16 protein-coding genes are annotated in these 23,282 nt (G+C 42.5%); 1 reads left to right on the forward strand and 15 read right to left on the reverse strand.

Annotated elements, in window-relative coordinates:
* Positions 1–34 precede the first annotated feature (34 nt).
* The 13 genes from ACSQ8P_RS23155 to ACSQ8P_RS23215 form a co-directional block, all read right to left on the reverse strand.
* Positions 35–5,404 (reverse strand): carboxypeptidase regulatory-like domain-containing protein, encoded by a 5,370-nt coding sequence (locus ACSQ8P_RS23155; RefSeq protein WP_436237331.1) that lies wholly within the window; start codon positions 5,402–5,404, stop codon positions 35–37.
* Positions 5,405–5,575: 171 nt separating this feature from the next.
* Positions 5,576–7,831, reverse strand: a complete 2,256-nt coding sequence (locus ACSQ8P_RS23160) for a right-handed parallel beta-helix repeat-containing protein (protein WP_436237332.1) — start codon at positions 7,829–7,831, stop codon at positions 5,576–5,578.
* 419 nt (positions 7,832–8,250) lie between these two features.
* Complete coding sequence (locus ACSQ8P_RS23165; RefSeq protein ID WP_436237333.1) at positions 8,251–10,419, reverse strand: EAL domain-containing protein; 2,169 nt, start codon at positions 10,417–10,419, stop codon at positions 8,251–8,253.
* A 16-nt stretch (positions 10,420–10,435) separates the two neighbouring features.
* A complete protein-coding gene (locus ACSQ8P_RS23170) occupies positions 10,436–12,928 on the reverse strand; it encodes a chemotaxis protein CheW (protein WP_436237334.1) in 2,493 nt (830 codons plus the stop codon).
* The gene (locus ACSQ8P_RS23175; RefSeq protein WP_436237335.1) at positions 12,921–13,364 is read right to left on the reverse strand and encodes a chemotaxis protein CheW; all 444 of its coding nucleotides are present in this window, start codon (positions 13,362–13,364) and stop codon (positions 12,921–12,923) included. Before ACSQ8P_RS23175 ends, ACSQ8P_RS23170 begins: the two co-directional genes overlap by 8 nt.
* Positions 13,365–13,380: 16 nt before the next feature.
* On the reverse strand, positions 13,381–14,952 hold the full coding sequence (locus tag ACSQ8P_RS23180; RefSeq protein ID WP_436237336.1) for a methyl-accepting chemotaxis protein: 1,572 nt from the start codon (positions 14,950–14,952) through the stop codon (positions 13,381–13,383).
* 23 nt (positions 14,953–14,975) lie between these two features.
* Positions 14,976–15,380 carry a hypothetical protein gene (locus tag ACSQ8P_RS23185; RefSeq protein WP_436237337.1) on the reverse strand — a complete coding sequence of 135 codons (405 nt, stop codon included), beginning with the start codon at positions 15,378–15,380 and terminating at the stop codon, positions 14,976–14,978.
* A gap of 336 nt (positions 15,381–15,716) precedes the next feature.
* Positions 15,717–16,073: a response regulator gene (locus ACSQ8P_RS23190; protein ID WP_436237338.1), complete on the reverse strand. Its 357-nt coding sequence runs from the start codon at positions 16,071–16,073 to the stop codon at positions 15,717–15,719.
* A gap of 18 nt (positions 16,074–16,091) precedes the next feature.
* Positions 16,092–16,538 carry a chemotaxis protein CheX gene (locus ACSQ8P_RS23195; RefSeq protein ID WP_436237339.1) on the reverse strand — a complete coding sequence of 149 codons (447 nt, stop codon included), beginning with the start codon at positions 16,536–16,538 and terminating at the stop codon, positions 16,092–16,094.
* A 165-nt stretch (positions 16,539–16,703) separates the two neighbouring features.
* Entirely contained in the window at positions 16,704–17,471 is a 768-nt protein-coding gene (locus ACSQ8P_RS23200) for a sugar phosphate isomerase/epimerase family protein (RefSeq protein WP_436237340.1), read from the reverse strand.
* A gap of 142 nt (positions 17,472–17,613) precedes the next feature.
* A complete protein-coding gene (locus ACSQ8P_RS23205) occupies positions 17,614–17,823 on the reverse strand; it encodes an alpha/beta-type small acid-soluble spore protein (protein WP_056615159.1) in 210 nt (69 codons plus the stop codon).
* 71 nt (positions 17,824–17,894) lie between these two features.
* On the reverse strand, positions 17,895–19,649 hold the full coding sequence (locus ACSQ8P_RS23210; protein ID WP_436237341.1) for a sensor histidine kinase: 1,755 nt from the start codon (positions 19,647–19,649) through the stop codon (positions 17,895–17,897).
* A 70-nt stretch (positions 19,650–19,719) separates the two neighbouring features.
* On the reverse strand, positions 19,720–20,688 hold the full coding sequence (locus ACSQ8P_RS23215) for a hypothetical protein (RefSeq protein ID WP_436237342.1): 969 nt from the start codon (positions 20,686–20,688) through the stop codon (positions 19,720–19,722).
* Between the two features lie 147 nt (positions 20,689–20,835).
* Here ACSQ8P_RS23215 and ACSQ8P_RS23220 point away from each other — a divergent pair, with 147 nt between their 5' ends.
* Positions 20,836–21,762, forward strand: coding sequence for a hypothetical protein (locus ACSQ8P_RS23220; protein ID WP_436237343.1), 927 nt, complete (start codon positions 20,836–20,838; stop codon positions 21,760–21,762).
* A 243-nt stretch (positions 21,763–22,005) separates the two neighbouring features.
* Here the strand turns inward: ACSQ8P_RS23220 and ACSQ8P_RS23225 are convergent, their stop codons facing one another.
* Positions 22,006–22,923 (reverse strand): aldo/keto reductase, encoded by a 918-nt coding sequence (locus ACSQ8P_RS23225; RefSeq protein ID WP_436239585.1) that lies wholly within the window; start codon positions 22,921–22,923, stop codon positions 22,006–22,008.
* 101 nt (positions 22,924–23,024) lie between these two features.
* Positions 23,025–23,192 carry a hypothetical protein gene (locus ACSQ8P_RS23230; protein WP_436237344.1) on the reverse strand — a complete coding sequence of 56 codons (168 nt, stop codon included), beginning with the start codon at positions 23,190–23,192 and terminating at the stop codon, positions 23,025–23,027.
* Positions 23,193–23,282: the final 90 nt, after the last annotated feature.

A 23,282-nucleotide genomic window follows, 5' to 3' on the forward strand; every position in this document is an offset into this window, starting at 1 on the left:
AGCAATTGTCACTCTGGGTCTTGCCTTTATACGATTAATTATTCACTACAATCCGATGAATCAGAACAGCCGCTTGTGCGCGGGAGAGCACCTGCTTCGGATGAATGCCTGTTTCATCACCTTGAACAAAGCCTTCGGCAGTAAGGGCTGCAATACTACCTATGGCAAAGTCAGAAATGTCGGAAGCATCTTTATAGTCTAGTTTTGCCGCTATTGAACTTGGACTACTAGGAAGCTGCTTACTTACTTGAAGCGCTCTTGCAGTCAGTACCATCGTTTCCTCACGACTGATTTGTTTAATTGGTTCAAAAAGGTTATTTCCTGTACCCGTTGTAATGCCATATGCCTTGGCATTGGTAAGCGCATTGAAATAATAGTTACCGCTGGCAACATCCGTGAAGGCATCCGTTGTACGCGTTGGAAGATCCAGTGCTCGCATTAATAGAACAATGAAATCTGCTCGTGTAATGCTGCTTTGTGGGTCGAACTCGTGTACATTTCTGCCTTCAATAACTCCCTTGGCCGAAAGTGTTTCAATTGACGCTTGTGCCCATTTCACAGAAGCTAGATCAGTGAAAGTTGGACTCTTAAACATGATTGCATACTGACTAAAATGTTTGGTTGTAAAGATGACTTGACCTGCCTGTACGTCATAATGTCCATTAGGTACAGGTATCATCTGTCCTTGTGGATCGACGTAAAATACTACGATGTGATTAAGATTCTGCTGTTCTTCTTGTGAAGGTACATAAGGAATGCGAATCGTGACTGGTGCTTCAGGATTATGCCACGCAATCGACTCTCCATTGGCAAGCAGCTGCACGTCGTAAACAGGATGATTCCCGATCGTGTTAGCTTTCTTTAAGCGAATTTCCACCATGTCGCCTAGAATGTCGAGACCATTCAGCATTTGATCAGAGATAACAATAGTGCCCAACTCCGATTGAAGCTTAAGTTCAAATGCGTGCTCATTCGCCTTCAACAGCTCTGCTGGTAGCAGCAGGCCAAATTGTTCTAAGGACGACGAGTTGGATTTCAAGTTAACAACGATCACTTTTTTGCCATTTGGATCATCTTGTGTTGATTGAATAGCGCTTTCTAAGTTAGCCTTCGTAATCATAGCAGTTCCTTGGTCGTTCGACTCTAGCAAAAGTTGGGACGGGTCTTTCGTCGTATTCTGTCCCGTGTCTGGCTCAGTCACAGGATCTGGATCTGGTGTTGGTGTCGGTGTCGGATCAGGATCTGGTGTTGGATCTGGTGTTGGATCTGGTGTTGGATCTGGATCTACAATCACTTCTCGTTTGATTTCAAACGCATGCTCTGAAGTCGTCGCTTGAAATAGATCTCCCCGACCATTCATTAAGTCTGATTTCGTTAATCTGACCACTGTTTCACCTGAGGGAGCTATGTCTTTAACCTTCCAATTTACAACGAAGAGATCCGTATCAGGCAGGATAGCTTGATTGACATCCGCCATCAACACTTTTATTATAAGTGATCCCTCAGCTGTTTGATCACCTTGTATAATGTGGAATTGAGATGAGCTGGGAAGTGTAGATATCCACTGCAGCTTTGTTGAATCGAAATCTACTATGAGGTCAACCGAATACACGGCCGAGTACACACTGCTCGACACATTGTTAATTTGGAACGTAGATTGCATCAATTGTCCCGGTGTCGCTTCTGCGGCACCTGTTAAAGATGCTATGGCTCCGTGTGCTTGCAAGAACAATGGGTTCACTGACGTAGTCTGTCCAACCGTCACCGTGACATTACCCATCGTCGCTTCGTCATAGCCTGCTTTTTGTGCTGTGATTGTAAATTCTGTATCAGGTACCACGTCAGAGAAGGTAAATTTACCGGAAGCATCTGTTATCGTAGTTCTTGACTCGCCAAGCTTCGTAAGTGTTACATGAGCACCATATACGAGATGGTTGCTTTGATCCATGACAGTTCCTGCTATTTGACCATAAGGACTATTGGCCCTATGAACGGCAATTTCATACGTTTCGTTAGCAGTTCCATCAGATGAAACTACATAAACGACAATTTGATTTTGTCCTTCAACTAATGGAATTGCTTCTGACGTTGCACCACTTAATACCGTTTTTCCATTGATCGTGATATCCGCTTGGCTGTTACCTGCTGTCGGAACAAGTGTAATGTCACGAATGTCATAGGGAACATTGACTTGATATTGCGTTATGTCCTGATCAAAATCAGGTGATAATGTTCCACCATTAACAAGTAGTCCATGTAAAGATGCATCGACTTGAGCCGAGATCCGATGAATCGAAACCGTATATGTGGCCGTTGTCAGATTATCTTCTGCTGTTACAACAACTGGAATGTCTGTGTCATCTCCAGTTAAAGTAACGAAATCAGAGCTATTACCACTTACCACAGATACGCCGTTTACAAGAATTGATTTTACATTAGGACTACTGGCTACAGGTGTCAGATTCACACTCTCCACATTACTCGGTACTTGCATCGCGTAATGTGTACCATCCAGACGTATTAATGTCCCGGCATCACTGGATAAATCTGCAAGTGTAGTGTCTGTCTTAGAATAACCAATCCCTTGCGAAACCCGGATATTATCGACATAAACACTGCCATAATTGGAGCTATTCGCATAGAAATCGATCTTTTTAATATCCGCCATGGCGATTCGGTATGCGGCATGGTCTACTATCTTTTGACCATCGATGTATAGATCGAAATTTTGTGCAGCCATGTCGATCACCATACGCATGTTATACCATTGGCCTACAACATACTTCATAAAATCAGTCGACGTTGTACCTTTATATCCCTTCATCGTGCCTTTATCAAAAGCAAAACTAATGCCAGGATTCGTTAGATTCGTACTACCATACACATAGGGTAAGCTGATCCAGTTATTCCCACTGGCATACGTGTCTTTTCTTTTCAAATCGGCTTCAATGGTGACAATCCCCGTTAGTGGTGTAGCAAAAGTTTGAGAAAGACTCGTGCTTCCCGAGTTGCTGCTTCTCGTTAAGAGGACACTTTTATCTGACACACTAGGGACCTCAGCAACCTCAACACTCCCGCCACTGGTGCTGATTGTTAAATTATTTCCCGAGCTCAATGCTCCTGTCGAAAGGTTATTAAATGTATGATTGTAAAGCACTTGCGGTTGTTTGCTCGAGAGTAAGACTTTGCCAATATCCGTGAGACTCTCCGGGGTAATGGTGACATTACCTTTGGAAACAGTAAAGTATCCTGCTTTCGAAAGCATAATTGTGTAATTCTCGCCGATCGGCACCTGACCTAATTGCAAAGTACCCGTACTATCGGTTGTTCCACTAACAATTTCCTCACCCTCATACATGACTTTGGCAGAAACTCCCTCAAGAGCGGACATCTTCTCATCCAAAATGCTTCCGCGTAGACTGCCATAAGGACTTGTGGACGTAATGACAATATCCAGTGTCGTCATATTCGGTGGTTGAATCGCGATTGTCGAGGTCGTTGTCGTATAACCCGTCTTTTCAGCTTTAAGCTCCACCCCTGTAGCTAAGGGTACATCCGCTATCACGAACGAGCCTTTTGCATCAGTGGTTGCTGAATAACTCACCGTATTGATAACCATGGATACCTTCGCTCCAGCAACTGCTTTGCCAGAGCCATCCTTTACTTTTCCGTTCACAGACTCTGTTGTGCTATCTGCTTCTGTGTAATATTCAAATGCCCCGATATCCGGGAGCCCGTTATACAGTGTTTTACCCGCATAGTCTTTCGAGCCGTTATTAGACATCCCAAGTCCGGCATTGATCATCGCTGAACCTGACTTTGAACGAAAACCCAGCGCTGAATCTAATCTAGGGCCTGTTTCGATGGTTCCAGAGGGGCCTGTCACCGTGCTAACAAATTTAGGATCTACTTGTAGAGCCTTGGTATCACTGGTAGGAATCATTAACCCGGTACCAAAATAATTGTTATTCTCGTAGAACGTAGTTCCACTTGTTGTGATTGTCGCACCTGCACGTGTCGTGTACAGATTATTATTACGAATGTTGTAAGTTGCGTCTAAAGATGTGCCATAGCCATAGATCAAATAATTACTTTTATCATTATAAATGGTATTGTTATACACCTCAGCTATCGCCTTCTTATCCGAATGCAGATAAATGGGATATCTGGTGTTGCTTTTAATCACATTATTACGAATCACGGTATCGCCGAATACAAATTGGCAAATGAGAATGCCATCCCCATTATCATGAATATAGTTATATTGAATGACTATTTTTGTCGTCCCTTTATCCGGATCGATCCCATTGGAATCGGCTCCGCCGGCTTTTTGCGTTGTCTCATAAACCTCATTGTGCTGCACGACGATATCATCTGCATAGTACATTTCAATCCCTGATGTTCCTGCCTTATAGACGACATTATTTTCAACAAGACCGCCTCTTATATCTGTCAAATACATAGCATTACAGCCGTATGCCGTATCTTTTTGCGTTATATAATTGTCTCTAATAATAATATTGGTATGCGGTGTAAATTTCGGATCGGTCCCATTGGCTCGCTCACCCCAGCCCGTCGATACTGCAATGGTATTCCCATCCGCATCCTTCCCATCCCCTGTGTATTGCTTAAAAGTAATACCGGCAAAAGACGTATTCGTAATTGTGGATTGTTCCACGACTACATCATTTATTACAGTCGCTTGACTAGGTGGACTAAATATATTCGGCACTGTTGTGTCGAATACGATGCCTCCAGTTTTTTTGGAGCCGTCCCAGCCTGTCTTGAAACGAATACCCGGCTGAGGTGGAACTGGCTGTGTACCGCTAATCCAGTTAATTTGCCCCGTTACATCATGAACATCGACAGCTACGATACGGAAATAATCCAATGTTGTACTATTATCACCAGAGATATGAATGCCCCTGTAATCACCAAGGTTCTCACCTGGTGTTGCTGTTGCTGGCTTAGCATTGGAAACATCTAAATGATGAATCTCCCAATACTCCTGATTGAATAAACGTACCGCATCTTCTACCAAGCCTTTCCCTTGAATGACAGGCTTACTCCCGCTGCCATATTGATCAATGATAATCGGAATGCCTGAGCTACCCGAGCCCTTGGGCCATAACTGACCTTCCCAAACTTCACCTGACTTTAACAAAATCCGATCACCAGGTTGAAAAATGGTAGCGTTTACTTTTCCTAACGTTTGCCATGCTGTGCCTTCACTCGTACCTGTATGCGAATCATTACCTCCTGTCGCATCTACATAGTAGGTCATCCCCGTGACTGGTGATGCCTGAACGCGTGATACCGGAAGAAGAGAACTTACTATTCCAAACACGAGTACAATGGCGAGGATCAAGGATGACCATTTCAATCTTTTTGGCTGAAGCAACATGTGTGACCTCCTCTTAATTTCAATATGCCATATTATAAGGTCGATTTCCCGCTCAAAACCAGTAGGTAAATGAACGATTCTCTTTCACTATTCCAAGCATTCTGCTTCACTTCACACAAAAAATCCCAAATCACTGTCTCCAGCAATTCGGGATTTCTTGAAACCATATCGTTACGGCGTATAAACTTTCACATTATCAACATTTGTCGTACCTGTTTGCGAGTTATCCGCATAGAATTCGATCTTGAACACATTGGAAACAGCCGCTCTCATTGTTGCCTGGGACAGTTTCAACGTGCCATTGACATAGAAATCAAATTTATCGGTATTCGTATCCAAAACAACTTTCAAGTCATACCAGGTATTCGCCGTAAAGGCTTGAATGGTCGTCCATGTCCCATTAACGTTCGCCTTAATATTCCCTGTATCCATGGCGATTGACTCAGCAATGACACCAGTACTGTCATAGATGTACGGCAAGCACCACCAAGACGTTGTTTCGCTTCGTTTAACCCGTGCTTCGATGGTCACCGTACCGCTTGTGGCACCAAACGATTTGGACATCGTGGTTTTCCCTGATGCCGTCGGTTTGCTGAGCTGTACGCTCTTATCGGTTGCACTTGGCACAGCTTGCACCGTAATCGCGTTTGGACTCGTACCATTAGCAATTGTCCAGCCTGTTGGGGCACTGCCAGTAGTCACGGCATCGAATGTATCGTTCACTAAGTAAGTGGGGCCAGTACTTCCCCCTGTAACCTGCGTTTCGTCTGCACCAATATCGGCAGCGCCTGTGTATAACGTGTCTCCCCAGAAATCAACGCCGCCATTTGATGAGATGGTCACACCTTGGTTAATGAGTGGCGAGCTGGTTTGAAGCATATAGCCTCCTAATGCGCTCATAGCAGGTCCGCTCGCTTCTGTTCCCGTACCGCCAGTTCCTGGACTCACCAATTTCGGATCACCTGTTTTCGGATTCGCATCTCCCGTTGGGACAGTTAATCCAGTCCCATAGTAACTATTCGTATTGTAGACAATACCTCCGCCTGTTGTTAATACAGCTGAACTCTGCGTCGAATCCAAGATGTTATTTCTTATACTGTAGCTGGCATTTATATAAGTGCCATAGCCATAAATCAAATACGTACTATTCGTATTGTAGATCGTATTATTATAAATTTGTGAGGTTGCTGCCGAATCGGAATGGAGATAAATTTGATATCTCGAATTTCCTGTAATCACATTATACCGGATGATGGAGTCACCGAAGCTGAATTGACACAGCAGAATTCCATCCCCATTGCCATGAATGTAGTTGTATTGGACGACCTGTTTCGTCGTTCCTTTGTCCGTATCGATGCCGTTATAGTCGGCACCCCCTGCTTTTTTAACCACACCATAAGTTTCATTTTTCTGAATCACGACATCATCGGCATAATACGTTTCAATCCCCGAAGTGCCCGCTGCAGCAACTACGTTACTCTCGATTAACGCGCCTTTGGTATCCGTCAAATAAATACCATTACATCCATAAATCGTGTTCGCTTGGCTAATGAAATTATTCTTGATCGTGATATTCGTAAAAGGATACCAATTCGTATCCGAAGCTGAGCTCCGAACACCCCAACCTACTGAAACAGCCGGATTTCCGTTATTATCTTTCCCATCGCCCGTATACTGTTTGAAAATGATCCCTCCAAAGGAAGTATCCTTAATGGAACTACTGGAAATAACCACATCGTTGAATTTGCTCTTTATGGTTGCTGCTGCAGGAGCTAGGACATTTGAGGACATATCGAATACAATGCCGCCAGTTCGCTTGGAACGATCCCACCCCGTCTGGAAAGTGATGCCTGTTGCATTATCGGCCACATCGCCGCCAATCCAATTGACTTCACCACTCACATCATGAACATTGAGCCCATCTAAACGGAAGTAATTGAGCGTTCCAATATCTGCTCCTGTAATATGTACACCTCGAAGATCACCTACGGAACCCGTTGTTTGGTTACTAATGTCTAGGTTGTGAATTTCCCAATATTGCTGATTATACAAATACACGGTAGCCTTAACCGCACCTTGGCCTTGAAACTTTGGCTTGGCTCCTGTGCCGTACTGATCAATGACGATTGGATTGCCTGAGGCACCTGATCCTTTCGGATATAATTGACCCACCCAGGTATTACCGGCCTCAAATAAAATGTGATCACCAGGCTGAAACGTTGTGCTATTCACTTTCGTCAGCGTTTTCCACGCTGTTGCAGTGCTTGTGCCATTGTTCGAATCACTGCCGTTAACAGCGTCGACATAATAAGTCGTATTTGCAGCAAATACGGTTACCGGTACAAGTACTATCATCAGTGAGAACAACATCATAATGGTAACGAAGAGAGCACCTAAGCTCTTACCTTTTCTCAAAAATAATCCCATGATCCAAGCCTCCTCTTTATTGTAAGCGCTTAACTATCATCCAAAAATAAAACGACTTACTTGCTTTGTGCACCCTGACTTACCAATTTTTTAATCATCCCTCCTATAATCACAGCTCGACATCTCGCTAGAAAAATGTTGTCTTGTTGTTTTTTGCCGGCGCATTCAATTTTGAGTTCAGTATAGTTGACAATCGGGGGAGAACATAGGGGGGAAATGAACAATTTTCTTTCATTTTCTTAGGAATTAGATGAGAAGCGCATGCAAATGAGATGAGTGTCGCTTCACAATCACAACATGGACAGAAATCCCTAAAACGATAACACTTGTCCACTGTTTCATATCATAAAAAAAGCGAATGCCACTAGGCATTCACTAACAGAATTTCAACTATGTAAATAGGAACATTCCAATCCATATTATCGGCTTTCCAAAGATCTACATCCAAACCTTGCAAAAATCTCAGGCACTTGGCTTGCCTCAACGGGTCGACTGTATAAGTAACCTTGAACCGTATCGCAATGAAAATCTTGCAGCAGGCGCAAATCTTCCTCATTCTCTACCCCTTCTGCAATCACATTAATTTTCAGATTGCGAGCCAAGGCAATGATCGTATTAACTATGGCTGCATGCGTCGGGTTCACCGATATATCCTTCACGAAAGATTGGTCAATTTTCAGATGATGAATAGGAAATTCTTTCAAGTAACTCAACGAGCTATAGCCTGTCCCAAAGTCATCCATGGCAATCTGCACACCCATATTCTTAAAGCTATTTAATGTCGCTAGTGCAACTGGAACATCCATCGTCATACTTTCTGTAATCTCCAACTCCAAGTACTTAGGTTCGAGTCCCGTAGCTTGCAGGATTCTGGAGATTTGCTCACAAAGTGATCTATCGTAGAACTGCTTCGATGATAAATTCACAGCGATGGACACCTTCGGTAATCCTTGCGTCTGCCAGTGCTTATTCTGAGCACAAGCCTCCTCGAACACCCATTTGCCAATGGGATAAATAAGACCGGTTTCTTCCGCAATCGGAATAAATTCCAAGGGTGAAACCAGCCCAAGCTGTGGGCTATCCCAACGGATTAAACTTTCAAAACCGACGATTTTATTTTCTTTCACGTTGACCTGAGGTTGGTACATCAGGATAAATTCGTTCTTCTCCAGTGCTTTACGCAAATGCTTTTCCAGTTTAATTCGCCGTTCTATTTTGGCATATATGTGAGGGCTGAAATACTGAACTTGATTACCGCCGAGCTCCTTTGCGTAGTCCATCGCGATATCTGCAAAACGAACAAGCGTTTCAGGATCTTGGTCATCTTCTGGATACTGACTAATCCCAATGGAGGGAGAAATGTAAATTTCATGCTCCTGAATCCGAATCGGCTGATTGATACTTTGAACAATGCTTTGTGTGTATACATCCAGCTCATCCTTCGATTTATGCTTCACGAGTCCAATAAATTCATCACTGCCAACTCGAAAGACATGCAGATTTTGAGTCATAAAGCTATTCTTCAACCTCCGCGCGATGACCTGAAGAATGCGATCACCAACATCATGCCCTAACGTTTCATTGGCCAACTTGAACTGGTCTAGATTTACGAATACAACGGCGAAGCGCTCCTTCCTTCCAATGGCATCTTCAATCCATTTCGTTAATACCTGTCGATTAGGAAGGCCTGTTAAGGGATCATGATGGACCAAATAACGAATTCGCTCCTCCATAGTCCGCGACTCCGTAATATCGACAGTTAATGAGATGACCTCACGAATGACGCCATTGTTTTTGATCGGTCGAAGCACCGTTAAGAAATAATAGCCATGCCATTCCGTTTCGAAATCGACAACCTTTTCCATGGACCAAGCCGATTCATAGTAGGGCACCATGTGATCTGCCATATATTTTGGGAAAATGGCATGCAGATCTTTTCCAATTGTCTGTGTCTCCTTGATCCCAAGTCGATCGAACAAAGAACCCTGCCATGTGCTATAAATGAATTCATTCTGTTCTTTTCGAAATTTCTTTAACAGTCCGTTTTGCTGCCTAATCTTCTGACGAAGCTCATCTTGGAATTGAAGCAGATCCTCTTCCATTTTTAGTAAAAAGGTGAGCATTTCGATGTGACTTTTGACGGATTGTTCCTTCCCGAGTAGGTTGGTCTCATCACGTAGGAATAACTTTTTATTCATGGCCGTTTTGCACCTTAACAGAAATTCTTCTTCCGTTAGCGCATTGCGTGTTTTCTGAAAAAGAGTTTCCTTTTGAAAAAAGTCCATCGCACCGTACTCAAGAGCTTTCATCGCCGCATTCGAGCCTTCTTCCGTGTAACTGCTCAGCATAATAACCGGTACCGGATGAAACGTCATAATTTGATTCAAAGCCGTTAAACCATCCATCTCCGGCATCTCGATGTCGAGTGTGACCAGATCTGGCTGTAGTTCTACGATTTTGTCCAATGCATTAGCACCATTAACCGCGAATCCCACCACCGAAAATTGCGGATCTTGATCAAATAGCTTTGCAATCATATTTCGCATTACGATGGAGTCATCGACAATTAGGACACGGAATGTTCTCATACTTGTCACCTAATTCTTAAGTATTCATCTTCAACTGCGAGAGCAGCTGCTCTCGATCGAAAACTTGGATAAGCCGATCCTCTTTCTTATAAATACTCCGAATCGTAGAAAGCGAGGCTTTGCTTTGAACAATCTCTTCATTGGTATCGTGCTCAAACACTGTTACAATTTCGGTTACGGAATCCACAGCAATACCAATGGATTGTTCATCATCTCGCACAATGAGAACACGAGATTTCGCAGAACTGGATTGTGTTGACAATCCCATACTGCTGCGCAAATCATAAACCATCAGCAATTCTTCTCTAATATTCATGATGCCCAGCACGTTAGGGTCAGTCCCAGCAATCTTCGTCAAAGATGGCATCGCCAAAATTTCTTGCACATGTTCAAGATGGAAGCCGTACCATTCCGCATCGAAACAAACAGTGACCAGCTCTCGCTTCGTGTTATGTTTACCTTTATTCGCGCGATCCTTCATGCCGAAGCGAACATGTCCGGAAGATGATTTCTGCATCATTGCGTTCACGTCTAGAATGAGGGCAACCAATCCATCTCCAAGAATAGTAGTTCCCGCAATATACGGAATGTGGCCAACAATATCATCCAAGGATTTAATTACGATTTCTTGGTTCGCAATTAATTGGTCCACGACGAGACAAATGCGTTTCTCTGCCATCCCGATCATCAGTATCGACTTCTTGCTCTTAGATGCCTCTTCGTTCACGCTGTCCCCAGGAGAAAGCAAGGTATTCAACCGCAGTAAAGGCAGGATTTCACCTCGTACATGACATATCTCTTGACCATGAAGCAATTGAATCTCCTGCTCGTTGTATCTGAAAATTTCAATGATGTTTGATAGAGGTACCGCTATTGTCCGCTGACCTTGACGAACAAGAAGCGAGCGAATAATGGCTAAAGTTAAAGGCAATTTCAATGTAATCGTGGTTCCTTTACCAATTACCGTCTCGATGTCAATGAGCCCATTCAACTTCTCAATATGCGAACGGACAATATCCATCCCAACGCCTCTGCCAGACAACTCCGTTACTTGCTCAGCCGTTGACATACCCGAGTGGAAAATAAGCTTAATCATTTCCTTCTCCGTCATATGCAGAGATTCTTCTTCCGAAATAAACCCCTTATCGACTGCTTTCTTGCGGATACGTTCCGAATCTATGCCACGGCCATCGTCTGTGACCGTAATCACGATGGAGTTCTCTTCATGTGCAGCCTTCATCCGGATATGCCCTTTTCTTGGCTTGCCTGCTGCTTCCCGCTGATCAGGCGTTTCCAACCCGTGATCTGCCGCATTACGGAGGATGTGAATCAGCGGATCACTGATTTCTTCAATCAATGTGCGATCAAGTTCCGTTTCTTTCCCTTCGATCGTCAATGCAATCTCTTTATTGGCTGTTTGAGACAAGTCTCTGATTAAGCGGGGAAATCTGCTAAAAAGCTGCTCAATGGGTATCATCCGGGTCTTCATCATACCATCACGCATATTACTGACGATTTTGCCTAAATGGTGGGTAATATCTTCGAGTAAATGAATATCGGAATCTTGTTTATATTTGTCTTGCAACCGCTTCTTAACCTCAACGAGCCGTGTATTATCAATAAGCAATTCCCCAACTAAGTTAATTAAATGCTCCAAACGCTGAACATCCACACGTACAGTGTGAGAAACTGCTGCGGCTTCTTTCACAACTGCTGGTGCTGGTTTAGCTGATTTATTCTCACCATTCGGTGTTGAAGTCGAAGGAGAAGGCTGCCTAGATTCGCTTCCTTGATCCACAAGCTGGCTATTATATGGCCCTACAATCACTTCGGACAGTTGCGAAATTTGATTGATTCTCTCTTGGATCTCCTTGCAAGCTTGGTTCGTTGAAACAAGAAAATGAATTGGAGCCTTCAGATCTTCATCAGAACTCGACGCATGGAAGCTCGGCTGTGTCGATAACACATCGCCCATTTCTTGAAGCTCACGAAGCACGAGCACCGCTCGGACTGCCTTCATCACAGAACCTGGCTCAATTAAGATGCGAATAGATAGGAGATCAGGCTCAGCCGCTGCTAATTGTACAGCCACTGGTGCTGTAGTATCCAGAGGAACTCGATTCCCGTGAGATAGCTGCTCAAGAACTGCAATGAGATGCTCCACTGCTTGCTCTTCATAATTCCCTTTCAGGAAGAGCTCTCGTTGCTGCTTCATATAATCAATACTTTGGAACAACACATTCATCAGTTCTGTGTTCACTTGAATCCGATTATTGCGAAGATGATCAAAAATATTTTCCAATTTATGCATCATCTCTTTCAGCTTGTCAAACCCCATAGCAGCGGCTGAGCCTTTGAGCGTATGAGCGATACGAAAAATGGTTTGAATCGTTTCCGGCTTAGAGCCATTCTCCTCAAGCTCCAATAGACTTTTATCCAAGAGAAGAAGCTGTTCACTCAATTCATCCAGAAACACACCCATATATACTTCCATTTGAAAATCACTCATTGCCTCTTACCTCCTGGAGAAACAGCTCACCAATATCCAATATCCCAACAAAACTGCCTTCAATTTCACCGATGGCTTGCAGATAGATGCTGCCTTGTTGACCAAATTCCTCTGAAACAGGTTTGACTTCCGTAAAACCGATCACTCTACTTACACAGTCCACCACAAGCCCTAGTGTTTTACCAGCTAGATGAACAATCATGATGCGTGTATGTTTCGTATCCATGACAGGACTCATTTGCAGCATGGAGCGTAAACAATAGATGGGGATAATAATGCCGCGCAAATTGATGACCCCACGCAAATTTTTCTTATTTCCTGGCAAAACAGTAATTTCATGCATCTTAATGATTTCTTGAATATACGCGATAGAAAAGGCATAGTGCTCTTGCCCAATCTGACCTTCAACATATAAAGGAGTGACCGTCGTTGTCATGTGCAACCCTGCCCTCTCACACTTTGAAATTCGAAACGGATTGATTCAAATCATCTGCTAAGGAAGCTAACGATTGGGAGGAGCTTGCCGTTTCCTCGGCAGCAGCCGCAGACTCTTGGCTAACAGAAGCAATATTTTGAATAAAGCTCAGAACTTCTTCCGATTGAGCGGATTGTTGCTCGCTAGCGGCAGCGATTTCTGTCACTTGCTGTGCCGTATTCGCGACCATGCGAACGATATTATCAAACTGAATACCTGTACGTTCCGATAGATCAGCTGCTTCTGAGACAGCTTTGACACTCAAATCCGTATTCGTTTGCATGCCTTTAATAATGATGGCAATTTGTTTCGTCGCTTCACCACTGCGTTCAGCTAATTTCCTAACCTCTTCCGCTACCACCGCGAAGCCTCTGCCCTGCTCCCCTGCTCTTGCCGCTTCGATCGCAGCGTTTAGTGCTAATAAATTGGTTTGGTCTGCAATATCATCAATGACCTCAATAATTTGGCCAATCTTCTGTGCATCTTGCTCAAGCAGAGACATTTGTTTCGATACATTCCCCATAGAAGTAATAGAAGCTTGTACAGCGATTCCGCCATCTTTGGCGCCATTTCTAGTCTGTTCAGACAGTTCCGCAACCACCTCAGCATTTTGAGCAACAGAATCAATCGCAAGTGAAAGTTCCTTAAATAAGCTGTTTACGGTTTGAGTTGATTCCGCTTGATGCATGCTTCCTTTGGCGATTTGCTCTGTCGTTGCAGAAATTTCTTCTGCGGCAGCTGCCACATTTTGTGAGGAAGATACGGTTTTACTGATGAGAACACGGAGATTTTCTAGCATATCATTAAAGGCGTTGGCCAAAGCGCCAAGCTCGTCTTTTGTTTTCGAAGTTGCTTTCTCTCTTAGGTCACCTTCGGATGCTTTCGTGACGACCGATAGAAGGGATTGAACTGTTTTCGAAATACTGCCTGACATATAAAGAGCCACACTAATTCCGATCAAAATCGCGAATGCACCGAGTAAAATAATGAGCAATGTGCCCGATTTATTTTCGGATACAGCCGTATCCACTTCTGCTTTGGCGCCAACCTCGTTATAGTGGATCCACTTCTCGAATAAATCTGTTGTTTGTGTACGAACTGGTCTTACTTGCGTGATCGCATCATAAGCCATCTTATCTTCATTCTTGCTTGCTAGCTCAATTATCTTGTCTGCTTGGTTCATGTAAGTTGTCATTGAAGCCAAAATATCATCATATATCTTCTTCTCTTCTCCTGAGTTTACGAGTTCCGCATACATTTTCATTTCTTTTAACGTATTTTCTTTGTTTTGTTGAATGGTAGCTTGAGCACCCGCAATTTTATCTGGGTCTGATTCAAGAATTATTTGATGATAAGCCACTCTGACTTCAAAAAAATCAGTTTTGATTTGATCAATTTTGAGAATACTAGGCAGCCAATTTCCCTGAACATTTACAGCTGATTTCTGAATGGAATTCATACTCAGTATAGCAACTAGCCCTACAGTGAACGTTAGTGCGAGTACAAGGATAAATCCTGCTAATAATTTCATTCTAATTGTTGCCTTCATTACTAAATCCCCCTAATTGTTGGTTATATATCTTTTAATTGAATAGCTGAGAACACAAGATCAATGATTTCCCCACGTGCTTGATTTAAAAAACCTAACGAGGTTTGTTGTAAATTATCTATCGAGACACAAGAAGTTAAAAGAATTTTTTCCGAGAAGTAATACATGGTAAGCTCGTAGGAAGAAGATGCACTCTTAACAACTTCACTTATATTCGTGTTTTTGTATTTCTCTGGAAGTTCAATCGCATACATTAAGTAGAGTGGTTCACCTTGGATTTGAGTCAACTGGAAAAATTCTTTATACCTATTCGTCGTAAATGCGTTCCATCGAAATCCAAATTGATAAAATGGATCCTCCTCCCAATTAGGCTCGAATTGTGATTTTAATTCGAGAAATTGCTCGCGGTAGTAGTCAATTAGATTCATTGTTGTAGGTCCCTCGCAATTCCATAACAAAGTTTGTTAACTTCTTTATATATGTATCTTACCGATTAATTGTTGTGAAACTTCTGTCGAGGATTTTAGATAAACATGTTTTTTGCTAATAATTAGCTAATGTTTTGTGAGAATCATGGGTAATCATGACGAAAAATGTCCTAATTTGTAAGCGTCCCTTCGCAAAATTTAGTCTTTAGACCTATAACTTTCCTTACAAATATAAGTCTTTTAACCTAAACATATTGAATGTCCTCCCATAAAACTTAACAAAAAACGCTCATCCTTGTGCTTGATCAGCGAAGGATGAGCGTTCTTCTATATGTATTATATAGCTCTGCGTATGGCGTCCAAAACACGATCACCTTGAAATGGTTTGACAATGAAATCCTTGGCTCCAGCCTGAATCGCTTGTACGACCATGCCTTGCTGCCCCATTGCTGAGCACATTACAATTTTGGCATTCGCATCTTTTTTCTTAATTTCCTTAACAGCTTCTACGCCTTCCATCTCAGGCATCGTGATATCCATCGTTACAATATCCGGTTTAAGCTCCTGGTACTTCTGGATAGCGACCAATCCATTTTCCGCTTCACCAACGACTTCATGTCCGCCTTTGGTCAAAATATCCTTCAGCATCATACGCATGAAAGCTGCATCATCAACGATTAAAATTTTTGCCACGATCAATCACTCCTCTTATCAATACTCTTTCAGTAAAACTACACGGATATCCCCAACCGTCTGAATGGATATGGGCAACATCAGCTTATTAGCCTGATCGTCAAAATGGTAATTATCCTCCAATAAAGACGGCGGCGTAATATCCAGTGCAACACCTTGTTCACCTAGGATCGTCGTGGTTCTGCCCGCAATAATGTTGGCAATTTCACTCACACAGCTATCTAGCATCTCACCTTCCATATACATCCCAAATATCGCTTCACTCATTCGGCTAAATACGACTCGCTGCCCGTCTAAAATCATACAATACTCACTATTCGTGAAATTGATGGATACGCCAATTTCATCCTTACGGATCGGTTCATTGCTTGTACTAACTTCGGTTTGATCTAATGATTGTGGTAGCATGTTGCCAATTGAAACTCGTACACTATCGAGTAATAAATTTTGCAAGTTCTGAGTCATGCTTCTCTCCCCTATCCCATTGTATGTGACCGGTTATGACTACGTTCAATACACTCACTTTAGCCTATAATTGTTAGGTAACTACACTCCTAATTGTTAAAGATGTATGTGAATAAAAATAAACGGAGCTCGCTTTCGCGCTGCTCCGTTTATTGGTGTAAGTCTCTATGACAAATCATTTAATAATTGCTGTAATGCTGCGGCATCTGATCTAAATTGTTCAAAGGTGTTATCCTTTACAAACTCCATTAGCATGTAGCGATCCTCACGGCTATCGATCTGTTTCAAGTATCGAGCCCACTCGTGAATCCCCTCTGAAAATGGTCTGCGAATATCTCCTTCCCAATAATAAGTGTGAAGGTTTAACAGCTTCTTACGCGCCGCTAATTCATGCAGTCCTTCACAACGTTCTTTCATGGAAAGCTCCGGTGTTGGCTGCCATAAGCAATACAGATTGGAATGATTCGCCTCCTCTAGCAGCAGCATAGACGATTGATTCGTATCCGTTAAAGTCCCTCTATGCCACTCAAGTGCAACTTTTATACCTTCTGCTGCAGCCATCTCAGCAATCAGTTTAGCTTCTTTTGCAAGACGAGTACGATATTCAGACGTTGCTGCCGAAGAGGGTAATGTTCCTGCCCATATGCGAATGAGCGGGGCATGCAAAGCTTTCGCAGCCATCAGACTCTCTTGAAAAACTTCCTCAGGTTGTTGGTTCGCAAGCAATCGAAAATAAGAACCATAGGCGGCTACCTGCATGCCGGAATCAATTGTTCTTGTGTACAGATTGTGTGCGCCAAGCTCATCCCCCGGATGAACATGCGCGTTCTCCGACCATTCAATTGCTTTTAACCCACAATTGCTGCTTAATTCAAGTATTTCCACTTCTGATCTTTCACGAAATGTGACGGATACAATCCCCGGTAAAATCATCGTTGCTTCCTCTCACTTTGACTTAGTCTCATGTTACATAATTCCCTAAACAATTAGATTTGTAAAGAAAAAAAAGACTCCAGTCACCCGAGTAGGAAGAGTGATTGTAGTCTTCTTAATACTTGTACCTTTAACCAATGGTCTAGCGTTTGAAGCCTTGCAGCTGTTGTTCAGCAATTTGCACTAATCTCTTTGTGATTGTACCACCGATTGAACCTGCGTCGCGTGTAAGAAGATTTCCATTATAACCATTTGGTTGCAAGGCAATCCCTAATTCTTGAGCAACTTCATACTTCAATTGATTTAAAGCGGCTTTGGCCTGTGGAACTAGCAATGTATTGTTATTAGCCATTCGTAAATCACTCCTTCTCGTGGTGTACACTTAGGATGTGGAGTGTAAGGAAATCTTATACATTCAAAATTTTATTTTTCATGTTTTAGTGGAATGACGATGGAGAACATAACTCCAGCCTCTTGCGTTGTGAAATCAATTCTTCCTTTATAGCGTTCAATTAACTGCTTGATGATATGAAGCCCAAGTCCTTTATTGTTCTTGCCTTTTTTGGTCGAAAAGCCTGATTCAAATATTCTCGCGTGAATGTCAGAACTAACGGGATTACAAGAATTCTGCACCTGAATCGTGAGTTGGTTGGCTTGAACGATGCCTTCCACATTGATTTTCCTTTCAGTGACAGGCAGCTCAATCGTCGCGTCAAACGCATTATCGATTAAATTACTTAATATACGGACTAAGTCAGTGGTCTTTATCGTCGTGAGTTGTAAATTTTCCATATTTTTAAAATCAACCTGCATGTCAATGTTGTGCACTTCGGATTGTGCCAACTTGGCTTGGATAATTCCGCTTAATGCTGGAATATTAATTTCAACTGCTTTAATTTTGTTATCCATCATTTTCGCTTCTTGGATTAAAGGGTCTATATAATCTTGAAGACTTTCATATTTCTTCAATTTAATCATCCAGGAGATGGTCGTAATATGGTTGATAATATCATGACGCTGTTCTTTGATCGACTGAACAATTGAATTAATGTTCTCCAGATAAACATCTTGAACTGTTTTCACAGCTCCTTCATTTTTCTTCCGGGTAATCGAATACAGAATGATAATAACAAAACAAACTAGAAGCGTGACAATGCTCATGAATATAAAAACTTCACGAAACTGCTGATGTAATGTTTTTTCGATTTGCGTGTAATCGGTTGCAACCATGACCACTTTGGGTAAGTCATCACGCTTATACTTCAGATTTGATGTGACCATCGGTGTAAAGCTTTTCAGAATGTTCGTCCCATTCAAATTGACGTTGTAAAAAACGGTACTGTTTTTGGCCAACGCTTCCTTAATTTTACTCTCTTCAATGCTATCTCTATAGTTATATGTACCGTTTAAGACGAGTCGCTCTGAATACCAGTTGGCTCTATTATTAGGTGTTGGCGTTTTATCGAAGATCTTTTCCGGATTTAGGACGCTAATCTCGATTAAATTTCCTTTGTTATTTTCAAGTAGCTCTTGGATGCTAACATCTACACCTACTTTTTCACGATAACGCTGCAGACTACTTGACACATTCAAATACGGATTAATTATATAATTGGTGGTGCCATCATAATATTCTCCCCATTTTCTGATGTTGGCTTCATCCGTCGAGGCTGTATCAATAGGTCCGCTCCAATAATTGTCGAGAGTTAACCCTGTGCCTACATCTACACTTTTACGATCCGTTAACTGTAAATGCGCTGAATATACGATTCCCCACGTTTTCGAGCTTGCATTGATTTCTTTGGGATCTGAAGATCTAACCCCAATAAAGTCATCATCTCGTCTTTCAAATAACGTAATCCCATCTAAATTCAATTGCTTCGCCAAATCGACAAGCTGATCATTCGTCACTTGGTGAAAGTCAGGATGTAACGACTTCAGGATAGCGATCGAAGCTGTTCTGAGATCATGACCAAGCATTTCATCATAGGTTGCTTCTACTTCACTCTGTTTATCTAGCTCGGTTGAAATCGTAGAGGTCACAAGATTTATTTTCTCTTTTTGCTGGTTATTCAGAAGAATCTTCGAATGTTGAAAATACGTTAAATTCATACTTAATATGGCGATTAAGAAAATTAATATCGTTTTTAATGGGAACTTGTCTAGTGATGAAAACATGCTTACGATCTCCCTCAACAGCGTTTTATATCCTTATTATAAAGCAATTTTGTCGAATTTTGCAGTTTTTTTAAAAAAATTGTCCTTTGGTGTATTTTAGATACTCGAAAACGCTCTTCAGAATCTCAAGCGTTTCCTTGTACTGCCGTAAAAGGGCAGATTTTTCAAATCTTTCTTGAGCGATATCCTCTTCGATTAAAAGCAACAGCCACACCGAATACAACGCACTGTATTTGTGATAATTATCAATGAAGTTCGAATGTGTTGGAGATTGAAGGTTCTCGCGAACGGAGATGTATCTATCAAGAATTGCTAGACGTGATTCCTGCGTAATGACCAAGCGCTTGTATTGCGGGCTCGTAATGTCCATCAACGAATACAGATCCCAGAATACGCTATTCGTATGTACGTACTCCCAATCGAAAATGAAGATTGTATGATTTACTTCAGCGATGTTTAACGGATACAAATCACCGTGTGAAATGACAGTTTCCAATTCAAGTTGATCCTGGCGTAGAATATCCTCATAAAAGTAAGTGATGTGGTCATCAAGAAATCCTAAAGTCTTGAATATTTGCCTCACTTGCACATCCTTCGACAAAATAAAGCTTTGAATTTCATTAATTCTCGGAGAGTGACCCTCAAATTCTTCAGGTAGAAGCGATGTCGGCAAGAGATGCCAATAGGGTATGAACTCCGACGTTTTTAGCATCATTTCCCCGCTGAAGTTATGTTCCAGCTCACCTAGATCTTCGAAAACCATCCATTCCTTCTCCGGCTCAAGCGCCTGAGAATAGTAGAGGATTTGGGGGATATGTACCTCGGGAATTCGGAAGTGCAAATTCTCTTGCAACCATACTTCTTTTCCTATATTGGGATAATTCGTGAGTGGTTTATAAATAAAGCTAGTCATAGCACCATTGATATCTACTTGAATCCGCTCAACTTTCTGACCATTCCGACCTACGTAAATAACTTCTCTTACATGCGGAATACCGTCACGAACCTTGCCAGATTCTAAGAAGATTCTCTCGTCCATAGAAGCCATTATTTTTTCACCGTCCTTGTCTATTCATAATCTATACTTAACCATATCACATAAGTTGATAGGCATGATATCCACAAGAAAATATGATATATTTTGCATATGAAGTTAATTCATAGTCCCCATGGAGGCTTACTTATCATGTTACATGTACTTGTAGACGAAAATGATCAAACAGCGTGGTATCCGAATTATCTCAGTGGTTTAAAAAAAGGGCTTGATTCCGCGGGAGTCCCGTATACTTTTACTCCGGAATTGCCAAAGGACCCCGAACATCCCGTTCTAATAACACGCTTCACCCTATTTGATATGATCAAAGAAGCTGATCCTGTTCCCCAGCATCTTTATATTCAAGAACATGACGTCTGGAATCCTTTCACTAATGTCTTAGACTTAGAGTCATTATGGATTTTTCATCATCCTTCGTTGAAAGCTATTTTCTATACGAATCCCAGCATGGTGCCTTGGGGCAAACGCTGCCTGCCTCCCGGTTCCCAAGTCGAAATTATCGCTGCGGGTTTTCCTTACGATCATGACTATGTGAATGCCACCTTGAATGGAATTAAGCCTTCTGATGAGCGGGAGAAACTAATCGTCTTCCCAGGCCGAATGAATGAATTCTATCAACCTTATCTCTCAGTCCGTTTGGCTTTTGAATTTATGGAGTTAGGTTATCGCGTGGTTATAGCCTCGCCTGTAACACCGTTGTCCCACTATCCTGTAGCCATGTGGAGAGAATTAGGCATTGAAGTAGGCAGGCTGCCGCATGCTGAGTATTATCAGTTATTGTCTAAGGCAACTGCTGCGGTTTCCGTCACGATAGGCGGCAGCCTCACCTTGGCGCTCTATGAAGCTCAACTGCTAGGCGCTACACCCATCGCACCTAAGGGACGAGAGGATTTGCCACCGTTCACCGAAATGTACAGCCCCAGATATGATCTGCTGCATCCAAGAGAAGCTATTGAAATGGTAGAAAATAAAGTCCCTGTTACCATAGATACGCGATGGTTCAGTATTGATGCCTATGTCCAAATAATACTGGATACGATTTCCAATCAAGTGAGATAAACATATAACGACCATCTTTCCCACAAGGAGAAACGATGGTCGTTATTTGTTTACAATAGTCATTTTCGTTTGTTTATTATATGATTTGATTTCAACTGTCGATTCGAGTTAGTTGGTTTCATCGACTAACTCTTCTCCTTATGAAGAGTTATAATCGACTTACTATGTGATACATATAAATTCTTAGTTGACAAAAAAACGCCCACTCCTTCGGAGTGAACGCTTCTATTCGAACTCTAGACACTATGGAAGAACATTTCCTGCCGCACGATAAATTTCATACCATTCTTGACGAGTCAACTGAATATCGCCAGCCTTCGCGCAATCGAGTAATCGATTGACATTCATTGTCCCCGTAACCGGCTGCATACGCGCTGGATGGCGTAAAATCCACGCAATCGCGATCGTCGTATTGGATACTTCATACTTCGCCGCGATTTCATCAATCTTCAGGTTCAACTCTGGGAACTTCTCGTTATCAAGGAATACACCTTCAAAGAATCCATATTGGAAAGGCGACCATGGCTGAATCGTGATATCGTTCAATCGGCAGAAATCAAGAATGCCGCCATCACGGTCAACTGCGGAATCATTCAGCATATTGACATTGATACCATTCGAAATCATCGTTGCATTCGTAATACTTAATTGCAATTGATTCGCTACAAGCGGCTGCTTGACCGATTTCTTCAGTAATTGAATTTGCAGAGGCGTCTGATTGGAAACACCGAAATGTCTGACTTTCCCCGAGCTTTCCAGTAGATCAAACGCTTCAGCGACTTCTTCAGGCTCTACTAAAGCATCTGGGCGATGCAGAAGCAGAATATCTAAGTATTCCGTTTTGAGCCTTTTCAATATGTTGTCAACGGATTCCAAAATATGTTCTTTGGAAAAGTCGAACATCCCTTTCCGAATCCCACATTTGGATTGTAGAATGATCTTCTCTCGTACATTAGCGTTCATATGGATCGCATCCGCGAAAATTTCCTCACAAGTACCGCCACCGTATATATCCGCATGGTCGAAGAAATTAGCTCCGATATCCATCGCCCCTTGGACGAAGCGTTCAGCCTCAAGCTTGTCCAGCGAGTTAATTCTCATACAGCCTACTGCAATAACCGGAACTTCTAAGGGACTGGTTCCAAGCTTCATCGTTTTTATCATAAAATAAATCCTCCTTCAAAACTGCATCGCTTACTACGTGCTCCTGAGTTACCTCTCTCATTGTCACACATTGCCAACTCATATTCAAGAATCGCAGTTCATTGCAGGTTATTCGCCGTCATTCGCCCGAACTCTGCCAATGAGATGATGATCATCGCGCGGGAAAGATCACGTATCGGCTGCTTCTGTACCGGTTGCATGCTTGGTCTCATGCGAGTCGTATACGTCAGCACGATGGCCGACATGCCGGCCTCCAGAAATTTCATCGCTACACCTTCTCCTTCTGAGGAGCTGCAGCCTTTATACCCGCCGCCGGGTATAATGAGAACGGTATCTTTCCGATTCAGCCCGTCAAG

This window comes from Paenibacillus sp. LjRoot153 (assembly GCF_964253085.1).
Classification (GTDB): domain Bacteria; phylum Bacillota; class Bacilli; order Paenibacillales; family NBRC-103111; genus Paenibacillus_E.

Excerpts from the sequence above, each read along its gene's own strand:
- ACSQ8P_RS23155 (WP_436237331.1), bottom strand. The coding sequence starts at position 5,404 with ATGTTGCTTCAGCCAAAAAGATTGAAATGGTCATCCTTGATCCTCGCC.
- ACSQ8P_RS23160 (WP_436237332.1), bottom strand. The coding sequence starts at position 7,831 with ATGGGATTATTTTTGAGAAAAGGTAAGAGCTTAGGTGCTCTCTTCGTT.
- ACSQ8P_RS23165 (WP_436237333.1), bottom strand. The coding sequence starts at position 10,419 with ATGAGAACATTCCGTGTCCTAATTGTCGATGACTCCATCGTAATGCGA.
- ACSQ8P_RS23170 (WP_436237334.1), bottom strand. The coding sequence starts at position 12,928 with ATGAGTGATTTTCAAATGGAAGTATATATGGGTGTGTTTCTGGATGAA.
- ACSQ8P_RS23175 (WP_436237335.1), bottom strand. The coding sequence starts at position 13,364 with ATGACAACGACGGTCACTCCTTTATATGTTGAAGGTCAGATTGGGCAA.
- ACSQ8P_RS23180 (WP_436237336.1), bottom strand. The coding sequence starts at position 14,952 with ATGAAGGCAACAATTAGAATGAAATTATTAGCAGGATTTATCCTTGTA.
- ACSQ8P_RS23185 (WP_436237337.1), bottom strand. The coding sequence starts at position 15,380 with ATGAATCTAATTGACTACTACCGCGAGCAATTTCTCGAATTAAAATCA.
- ACSQ8P_RS23195 (WP_436237339.1), bottom strand. The coding sequence starts at position 16,538 with ATGACTCAGAACTTGCAAAATTTATTACTCGATAGTGTACGAGTTTCA.
- ACSQ8P_RS23200 (WP_436237340.1), bottom strand. The coding sequence starts at position 17,471 with ATGATTTTACCGGGGATTGTATCCGTCACATTTCGTGAAAGATCAGAA.
- ACSQ8P_RS23205 (WP_056615159.1), bottom strand. The coding sequence starts at position 17,823 with ATGGCTAATAACAATACATTGCTAGTTCCACAGGCCAAAGCCGCTTTA.
- ACSQ8P_RS23210 (WP_436237341.1), bottom strand. The coding sequence starts at position 19,649 with ATGTTTTCATCACTAGACAAGTTCCCATTAAAAACGATATTAATTTTC.
- ACSQ8P_RS23215 (WP_436237342.1), bottom strand. The coding sequence starts at position 20,688 with ATGGACGAGAGAATCTTCTTAGAATCTGGCAAGGTTCGTGACGGTATT.
- ACSQ8P_RS23220 (WP_436237343.1), top strand. The coding sequence starts at position 20,836 with ATGTTACATGTACTTGTAGACGAAAATGATCAAACAGCGTGGTATCCG.
- ACSQ8P_RS23230 (WP_436237344.1), bottom strand. The coding sequence starts at position 23,192 with ATGAAATTTCTGGAGGCCGGCATGTCGGCCATCGTGCTGACGTATACG.